The organism is Streptomyces sp. S6 (genome assembly GCF_054880855.1).
Genome location: NZ_JBTYMC010000037.1, coordinates 26,812 through 35,268, shown reverse-complemented (window position 1 = coordinate 35,268; position 8,457 = coordinate 26,812). Strand labels below are relative to the sequence as shown.

General features: G+C 68.5%; 7 protein-coding genes. 3 read left to right on the top strand and 4 right to left on the bottom strand.

What is annotated here, in order from left to right; all coding sequences use genetic code 11:
• The 4 genes from ACVNF4_RS08105 to ACVNF4_RS08090 form a co-directional block, all read right to left on the bottom strand.
• Window positions 1-239: IS110 family transposase (locus ACVNF4_RS08105; protein WP_461802006.1), on the bottom strand; the 239-nt coding region annotated here is incomplete at its 3' end.
• Window positions 240-896: 657 nt separating this feature from the next.
• Window positions 897-1,130, bottom strand: a complete 234-nt coding sequence (locus ACVNF4_RS08100; RefSeq protein WP_461802005.1) for a hypothetical protein — start codon at window positions 1,128-1,130, stop codon at window positions 897-899.
• Window positions 1,130-1,348 (bottom strand): hypothetical protein, encoded by a 219-nt coding sequence (locus ACVNF4_RS08095; RefSeq protein ID WP_461802004.1) that lies wholly within the window; start codon window positions 1,346-1,348, stop codon window positions 1,130-1,132. Before ACVNF4_RS08095 ends, ACVNF4_RS08100 begins: the two co-directional genes overlap by 1 nt.
• A gap of 388 nt (window positions 1,349-1,736) precedes the next feature.
• Window positions 1,737-2,948, bottom strand: a complete 1,212-nt coding sequence (locus ACVNF4_RS08090; RefSeq protein ID WP_461802003.1) for a helix-turn-helix domain-containing protein — start codon at window positions 2,946-2,948, stop codon at window positions 1,737-1,739.
• A 545-nt stretch (window positions 2,949-3,493) separates the two neighbouring features.
• On the opposite strand from ACVNF4_RS08090, the gene ACVNF4_RS08085 reads away from it, so the two are divergent.
• The 3 genes from ACVNF4_RS08085 (at window position 3,494) to ACVNF4_RS08075 (ending at window position 8,409) form a co-directional block, all read left to right on the top strand.
• Window positions 3,494-6,457 carry an FAD-binding and (Fe-S)-binding domain-containing protein gene (locus ACVNF4_RS08085; protein WP_461802002.1) on the top strand — a complete coding sequence of 988 codons (2,964 nt, stop codon included), beginning with the start codon at window positions 3,494-3,496 and terminating at the stop codon, window positions 6,455-6,457.
• Window positions 6,454-7,239 carry a metallophosphoesterase family protein gene (locus tag ACVNF4_RS08080; RefSeq protein ID WP_461802001.1) on the top strand — a complete coding sequence of 262 codons (786 nt, stop codon included), beginning with the start codon at window positions 6,454-6,456 and terminating at the stop codon, window positions 7,237-7,239. Before ACVNF4_RS08085 ends, ACVNF4_RS08080 begins: the two co-directional genes overlap by 4 nt.
• A gap of 204 nt (window positions 7,240-7,443) precedes the next feature.
• Window positions 7,444-8,409: an EamA family transporter gene (locus ACVNF4_RS08075; RefSeq protein ID WP_461802000.1), complete on the top strand. Its 966-nt coding sequence runs from the start codon at window positions 7,444-7,446 to the stop codon at window positions 8,407-8,409.
• Window positions 8,410-8,457: the final 48 nt, after the last annotated feature.

The window sequence follows — 8,457 nt, the reverse complement described above, 5'->3', positions numbered from 1 at the left end:
ATGTCGTGCTCCAGCAGGTAGAACACGGGCTTCCAGTACACGCCGGTGGCTTCCATGCCCACCAGGGTGATGCCCTCGGCGAGCAGCCAGTCCCGCATGGCCAGCAGCCCGGACGTCACCGCGGAGAACGTCCGCACCTCGCTGCGACGCCGCTTGCCGGTACCGGGCACGCGGACGCAGACCTTCACGTCGACCTTGCTGATGTCGATCCCCGCGCAGCGTTCGTGGATCACTTCCATCCCGTCGGCACCCCCTCCGGTCGTCAGCCGCGAGCACGCGACCGTCCGGCGGGGGTCCGGCAGGCGGAAGAGTCTGATTCACGTGCTCGGAGCAACACATCCGGGTGCCTGTCGGTGGACCCCCAGCGTCCTACTGATCCACGGGCTCGGAACGCGCCAAGGCGACACGACGTCCGCCGGACGACCACACACCGATTTTCACGCACACAGGGTGTCGCCGTCAGGCGACCGGATTACTGATCCCTCCTCACACGCGGACGCGAACTTGCTTTTTCCGTTCGTCAGTCGACACCACCACAGGTATTCCGCGCCGTCGTCCCATTCGTGGTCTGCCGCGAGTTCGCAGTGCGCGAGAACGTAGGACGAGGCAAGTTCCGTCTCAGACATGGTTTCCCCACGAGCCTTCAGGGCAGCGCGAAGCTCGTTCAGGGACAGCGTGCCAATCCCGGTGCACACCGGCACTTTCACCATCACGGGGTGATCCTTTCTGTTGAACAAAGACCCCGCCCGCCGGTCGGCGGGGGAACGGACTCAGCGGGCGGGGTCGTCTATCGGGGCGCCGGAATCAGCCCCCGAACGCGCCACGGGAGATCAGGATCGCGATGACGGCGACCCATGCTCCGACGCTGACAGCGACGGTGATTTGCCGAAAAGTACTCACGCGGGTTGCTCCACATTCGCGCCGGCTTCCCATTCCGCGATGGTGCACAGGGCGGACGGGGGCACGTCCCACTCGACACCGCCGCCTTCGGGCCGGACGAACGCCCTGTGCGCCCGGCGCCGCTTTGCAGGGAGTTGGGAAGGGTCTTCCCAAGTCGAGTCAATGTCCATGAGAATTCCCCTGCGATTGCCGTCCGTGACGGCCTGCCCGATGTGCTTGGCGGTGACCATCACCCGGTCTCCCTCGCGCACTCGGGGCAGTTCTCGTACGGGCAGGGGACGAACATCGGGGTGGGGAGTTCGACCTCACCGGTTCGGACGTTGAGGACGCCGCCGTATTCGGTACGCCAGTCCGTCGGGGGCGCTGTGTCGGCCTCTTCCGTGACGTCCAGAAGCTGAACAAGTTGAGGCTTACCGAGGGCGCTCGCGCGGGCGGTGGGCCACCTCACGGGGTGCCCTTGCTGCGGGCCTTGCTCGGACGTTCCTTCGGGTAGAAGCAGGTGATGTGCCGGTAGTCGGGGCTCGCCTGCCCGTTGGCGATGTGGTCATCGACGAGACGCACAACACGAACTTCGGAGCTGATCAGGGATTTGCAGTCGGCGCAGGTGTGTCCTTGGGGCGCGTGGGTCGAATACGCGACCGCAGCGACCGGCACAGCTCGAACAACCCTTCTGCGCCGTCCACTCGGGCTTGTAGTGTTCCCCATCGTCGTCAACCTCCTGATGGTTGGTGGCCATGCCCCCGGACGCTCGAACGTCGCGGGGGTTCCTTGCAGCAGGCCAGCAAACCGGCAAAAGAGGTGGCGGGGGAGGGACGTAGTGCCCTAGTTTCGGGTCCTTAGCTCACGACGCCCAGGAACTCGGCGAGTTTCCGCAGGCCAGGAGGTCGGTACGAACCCGCCCAGAGGTCCGTAACGATGGCAACCGCGAGGGTGTGATGCCGCATCCACTCCGGGGCGACTTTCCTGAGGCTTTCAAGCGCCTTGACGGCACCTTCAGGATTTTCCAGGTCTGTATGTGCCCGTGCTACGTCAAGCAAAAGCCACGTACGCCACGAAGATGGAGTGTCTTTGCTGAGCCGCATGGACTTTGCTAGAGAAAGTGCTTCTGCTGGCTTTTCGTGCTGCACCGCCAGGCGGACTCGCTCGATCCTGACAGAAGAGCGACTGAATACGGAGACCATCTTCCCATTGGTGGATATCGGAAAATCCTTAAGCCTTTTCGTTGCGTCCTCCGCCTTGGTCATCATGTCATTAGCTGTGTCGTAGTCTCCAGACCGAGCGAACGACGTAGCGGCAGACATGATGAGCCCACCCCAGACCTTCAATCCGTCCGCACCTTTCTCGCTTTCTTTCTCGATGGAATCAGCGGCGTGAAGCGCTAGGTTCCCGGCATCGCTCAGCCGGTTCTGTCGCTGGTAGTTCCATGCGACGCTGTTGCTGATCATTGAAGAAAGCAGTGGATCGGACGAGTCGGCGGCGGCATTCATTGCCCGCTCAAGAGCACTGAGCGCCAGATCGGTCTTCCCCAACCGGATAGCGAGATGCCCGGCCAGTTGAAGCGATTTCCCCAACGCTGCTTGCCCTGCTGCCCGGTCGTCTGCGCTGCCTACATGGGCGGCGAATCGAGCATCATTGACAATGCCGGGCAAAACTTTCATGAGGATGTCGAATTTAGCGTTGTGGTACAGAGTCCAGCCGTCGGAGATTTCCCGCCGGAGTAGCGGTAGAGAGAGGCGCTCGACATCGCTCGGCTCAGGTAGAGGCGAAAACAGTGGGGGCGCGATGGCGCGGCGAAGCGCAACCAATTGAGGTGGGTCGGCGTCTCCTGAGGAAGGAGCGCCGGGCGGATCTCCGAGTATGGTCGTAAGTTCCACGCCTAGCCCGCGAGCCAAAGCGTGCAAGGTGGGCAAGCGCGCGCTGTGCTTGCGTTTCTGCTCAAGCCGCGCAATCACGTCAAGGGACACGCCAGAACTTTCCGACAACCCTCGTTGTGAAAGGTCTGCAAGCCGACGCAGACGCTTCAGGCGGTCTCCCAAGTGCTCAGCCATGAAATCAGGCTACGCCGACACGCAACAGTCACTCGGGCGTTTCGTACTGTCGGCACGAGGACTCAGACACGCACCCTGCGTGACCGTACCGGGGGTTGCTTGTCGCCACTGTTCCGGCGAGGTGGGCGAGGTTCACGCGGAAGGCGACCGGACAACAGGAGCGCCGTCTCTCCTGTACGGCCGGTCACGGTGGGACCGTCCGCCCGTCGCAGTCCTTCACGTGGACGTCGACAAGGGAGCCGCAGGGGGCACCGTGACCGTTCCCCCGTCGCGGGTCGGGACGCGGGCACCATGTCTGCGCGCCCGCGCGGCACACCTGAGAGAACCGGGCGACTCCCTTGGCGCGTGCTTGCTGGACTAGGTACCGCGTCGCCCCCATGTCGGACGCCAACTCGTCGTCGACGCCGGGCCGGTACCGCGCCACGGGGGTGATGCCCTGGCTTGCCTTCAGTACGTGGCGTTGCCGTTCGGACAGTGCGTACAGCGCGCGGTGGACTTGTTCCCGGATGACGGACGGGCTGATCTGCTGATGATTTCCTGTACCCATGCCGAACCTGGAAGCGGATCTGCGCAAGGCCCTTCGGGGCGACGTCGGCTTCGACACGGCCTCGCGGGCGTTGGTCACCATGGACGCCTCCAACTACCGGCGGATCCCTCTCGGGGTGGTCGCTCCCCGGGACGACGCCGATGTGGCCGCCGCTCTGGAGATCTGCCGGGAGCACGGGGTACCCGTAGTACCCAGGGGTGGGGGTACCTCCATCGCCGGGCAGGCCACCGGTACCGGGGTCGTACTGGACTTCACCCGGCACATGAACCGTGTCCTTGACCTGGACCCCGCCACCCGGACCGCCGTGGTCCAGCCCGGACTGGTCCTCGACCGTCTCCAGGACGCCGCCGCCCCGCACGGCCTGCGCTTCGGCCCCGACCCCGCCACCCACAGCCGCTGCACCCTCGGCGGCATGATCGGCAACAACTCCTGCGGCTCCCACTCGGTGGCCTGGGGGACCACCGCCGACAACGTCCGCACCCTCGACGTCGTCACCGCGCGCGGCGCCGCGCTGACCCTGGGCCCCGACTGGGCGGGTGCCCCTGAGGGACTACGCCGACTGGTGGACACCGAGCTGGCCCGCCTGCGCACCGGCTTCCCCGACCTCCCCCGGCGGATCTCCGGGTACGCCCTGGACGCCCTGCTCCCCGAGAAGGGCGCCGACACGGCCCGCGCCTACTGCGGCTCCGAGGGCACCCTCGCCGTCCTCACCCGGGCCACCGTCCGCCTCGTGGACGCCCCGCGCGCACGGGCCCTCGCGGTCCTCGGCTACGGGGACGAGGGCGACGCGGCGGAGGCCGCGGCCGGACTGCTCCCCTACGGGCCCCTGACGGTCGAAGGTATGGCCGCGGACCTCGTACCCACGACCTACGGGTTGCCCCGAGGGGGTGCCTGGCTGTTCGTCGAGACCGGCGGGGAGACCCCGGACGAGGCTCGGGCGCGCGGCGAGGCGATCGTCCGGGTGTCGGACGCCGTCGACGCGCTGGTCGTCACCGACCCCGCCGAGCAGCGCGCCCTGTGGCGCATCAGGGAGGACGCGAGCGGTACGGCGACCCGGACCCCGGACGGCAAGGAGGCGTGGCCCGGCTGGGAGGACTGCGCGGTGCCCCCGGCCCGGCTCGGCGCCTACCTGCGGGACTTCCGGTCCCTCCTCGCCGCGCACGGCCTGCACGGCACCCCCTACGGGCACTTCGGCGACGGCTGCATCCACGTCCGCATCGACTTCGACCTCCTCACCGAACCCGGCATCGCCCGCTTCCGCCGCTTCTCCGAGGAACTGGCCGACCTCGTCGCCGAGCACGGCGGATCGCTCTCCGGAGAACACGGCGACGGCCAGGCCCGCGCCGAACTGCTACCCAAGATGTACGGGGCGGAGATGGTCGCCCTCTTCGAACACGTCAAGGACCTCTGGGACCCCGACGACCTCCTCAACCCCGGGATGCTCGTACGCCCCGCGCCTCTCGACGCCAACCTCCGCTTCTCCCCGCTGCCCCGCGAACCCGTCCCGGTCGTCTTCGGCTACCCGGCCGACGGCGGCGACTTCTCGGCGGCCGTCCGCCGCTGCGTCGGAGTCGCGAAGTGCCGTACGACGACGGCGTCCGGCCCCGCCGTCATGTGCCCGTCGTTCCGCGCGACCGGCGAGGAGACGCACTCCACCCGGGGCCGGGCGAGGCTCCTGCACGAGATGCTCGCCGGTGAACTCGTCACCGACGGCTGGCAGTCCACGGAGGTCCGGGACGCCCTCGACCTCTGTCTCTCCTGTAAAGGCTGCCGCTCGGACTGCCCCGTCGGCGTCGACATGGCCACCTACAAAGCCGAGTTCCTCCACCACCACTACGCGGGGAGACGCCGTCCCGCCGCGCACCACAGCATGGGCCGGCTGCCGCTCTGGCTGCGGTGGATCGCCCGGACGCGCAGCGCACCCCTCGTCAACTCCCTCGCCTCCGTACGGCCGTTGGCGTCTCTCGGGAAGCGGATCGGCGGGATCGCGCCCGAGCGGGAGATTCCGCGTGTCGCGCCGGAGACGTTCAGCCGGTGGTGGCGGAGGAGGTTCACGTCCGTGGCGAAGCGGGCGCAGGCCCAGCGGCGGCTGCCGGACGAGTGGAAGCGGGCAGGACAGATGGTCGTGCTCTGGCCCGACACGTTCACTGAACATCTGTCACCAGCCGTCGGCAAGGCGGCGGTTCGGGTGCTGGAGGCGGCCGGAATGGCGGTGCTCCTGCCGCCGACCGTGCGGTGGAAGAACGGGACGGCGCCGTGGGCGGTGCGGCGGGGGAGGGTGTGCTGTGGGCTGACGTACGTGTCCACGGGGCAGTTGGACCGGGCGCGGGCGGTGCTGCGGGAGACGCTGGATCTGCTGGATCCGTATCTGGTCCCGGTGGAGGAGCTGCGGGATGAGGAGGTGGCGGCGACTGGATGGAGTGCTGAACTCGACGACGAGGACGACGACTTGGTGCTCCCGCCCTTCGTCGTCCTGGAGCCCAGTTGCGCCGCGGCACTCCGTACCGATCTTCCCGAACTCCTCCCCGACGACCCGCGAGCCGCACGTCTCGCCGCCCGGGTCCTCACCTTCGCGGAGGCGCTGGAGCAGTGCGCCCCCGACTGGATCCCGCCCCGGCTGGACCGTCCGGTGGCCGGGCAGACCCACTGCCACCAGCACGCGGTTCTCGGTGACGCGGCCGACCGCCGGTTGCGTGAACTCGCGGGACTCGGCGGGGAGCTGAGCGGCGGGTGCTGTGGCCTCGCGGGTAACTTCGGCTTCGAGAAAGGGCACTTCGAGGTGTCGTCCGCCTGTGCCGAGGAGCAACTGCTGCCGTCCGTAAGGGACGCGCCCGACGACGCGGTCGTCCTCGCGGACGGCTTCTCCTGCCGGACCCAGCTGGAGCAGTTGGCCGGGGTGCGGGGGAGGCACCTCGCGGAGGTGCTCGCCGAAGCGCTGGACGACGAGAGGGAAGACAAGTGACGTACGGGGAATCCGAGTCGGTCGCTGCCGAGGAGGTCGAGTCGGTCGCCGTCCTCTCCGACATTCACGGCGTGCTGCCTGCCCTCGAAGCGGTTCTGGCCGAACCGGACGTCGCTGTCGCCGATCGGATCGTGCTCACCGGAGACATCGCGGCGGGGCCTCAACCAGCCGAAGTCATCGACCTGTTGAGGGAGCAGGGCGACCGCGTGCTGTGGGTGTCGGGTAACGCCGACCGGGAACTGGTCGAGTACCGGCGCGGCGTGCGGGACGAAATCCCGGATCCCATAGGTCCGTTCGCGGCGCAGGCGCTGACCGAGGAGCACGTCGACTTCCTCGCCGGGCTCCCGGCGACCCTGACGCTCGCCGTCGCCGGGCTGGGGGCGGCCCTGTTCTGCCACGCGACTCCGCGCGACGACGAGGAAGTCGTCCTCGTCGACTCCCGGCCGGCTCGCTGGAGCGAGGTCCTCGCCGGGCTCGACCCCGCCGTACGCACTGTCGTCTGTGGGCACACCCATATGCCCTATCTCCGGCTCGCCGAGGGGAGGTTGGTCGTCAACCCCGGCAGTGTCGGTATGCCGTACGGCCGTTCGGGCGCCCATTGGGGCTTGCTCGGGCCGGGGGTGGAACTGCGGGTGACGTCGTACGACATTCCGGCGGCCGTGGAGCGGTTGGTCGTGGAGTGCGGGTATCCGGGGATCGCCGAGTGGGCGGACACCTATCTGTATGCGCGGGTCACGGACACGTTGGCGCTGGAGACGTTCGGGCCGCGCGACGGGCGGTAGGGGGAACGCGGGTACTACGGGTACTACGGGTACTGAGGGTGCTGCGGGTACTGCACCCCGTAGTACTCACGGTCGGCCCCGGGGGCTGGGGGGCATCTCACGGTCCGAGACAGCGGCAAACCTGGTTCACACACCTGACTGAGTCCATTACCGTGGACTTGGAAGTGCATCACGATGAACTCATGCCGAGCACCGGGACCGCCAGTGACCACCCCTGAACCGACGATCGCGACCCCTACTGGCGTACCCGGAACCCTCCGGGGGGAGAGCGGCGTCACCCCGGGCGGTGGCCGGGGGAGGGCCGCGAGCCCGCTCGGTCCCATCGGGCTGGTGCTGGCGGGCGGCATCTCGGTGCAGTTCGGTGGCGCCCTGTCCGTGCTGCTGATGCCGAGGGCCGGCGCGCTGGGGGTGGTGACGCTGCGGCTGGTCGCCGCGGCGGTGGTGCTGTTGGTGATCTGCCGCCCCAGGCTGCGCGGTCACTCGCGCGCCGACTGGGGCACGGTGATCGTCTTCGGCATCACGATGTCCGCGATGAACGGCCTCTTCTACCAGGCCATCGCCCGTATCCCCCTCGGCCCCGCGGTCACCCTGGAGGTCCTCGGCCCGCTGGCCCTCTCGGTGCTGGCGTCCCGCCGCGCGCTGAACGCGGTCTGGGCGGCGCTCGCCCTGGGCGGGGTCTTCCTGCTCGGCGGAGGGGGCTTCGGCAGCCTCGATCCGGTCGGCGTCGGGTTCGCGCTCTCCGCGGGTGCGGCGTGGGCGGCGTACATCGTCTTCAGCGCCCGTACGGGTCGCCGCTTCCCGCAGGCGGACGGACTCGCGCTGGCGATGGCTGTCGGGGCCATCATTTTCCTGCCCCTCGGGATCGCGGAGGCGGGGACGAAGCTGCTGGACCCGGTGACACTGGGGCTCGGGGCGTCCGTGGCGATCCTCTCCTCGGTCCTCCCCTACACCCTCGAACTCCTCGCCCTGCGCCGCCTGCCCGCCTCCACCTTCGCGATCCTCATGAGCCTCGAACCCGCGATCGCCTCGGCGGCCGGGTTCTTCATCCTGGACCAGGCCCTGACCTCGCTCCAGGCACTGGCGATCGCCCTGGTCATCGGGGCGAGCATGGGGGCTGTACGGACACAGGTGGGGCGGGGGAAGGCAAAGGTGCCGGACGCCTCCGTCTAGCGGGGTCCCCTACGGGGGTACCCGTAGTACTTGGAGGAGGGGCGGAGT

Bases quoted from the DNA above. Each gene is read 5' to 3' on its own strand.
- ACVNF4_RS08090 (WP_461802003.1), bottom strand. From the start codon at position 2,948: ATGGCTGAGCACTTGGGAGACCGCCTGAAGCGTCTGCGTCGGCTTGCA.
- ACVNF4_RS08100 (WP_461802005.1), bottom strand. From the start codon at position 1,130: ATGGTCACCGCCAAGCACATCGGGCAGGCCGTCACGGACGGCAATCGC.
- ACVNF4_RS08085 (WP_461802002.1), top strand. From the start codon at position 3,494: ATGCCGAACCTGGAAGCGGATCTGCGCAAGGCCCTTCGGGGCGACGTC.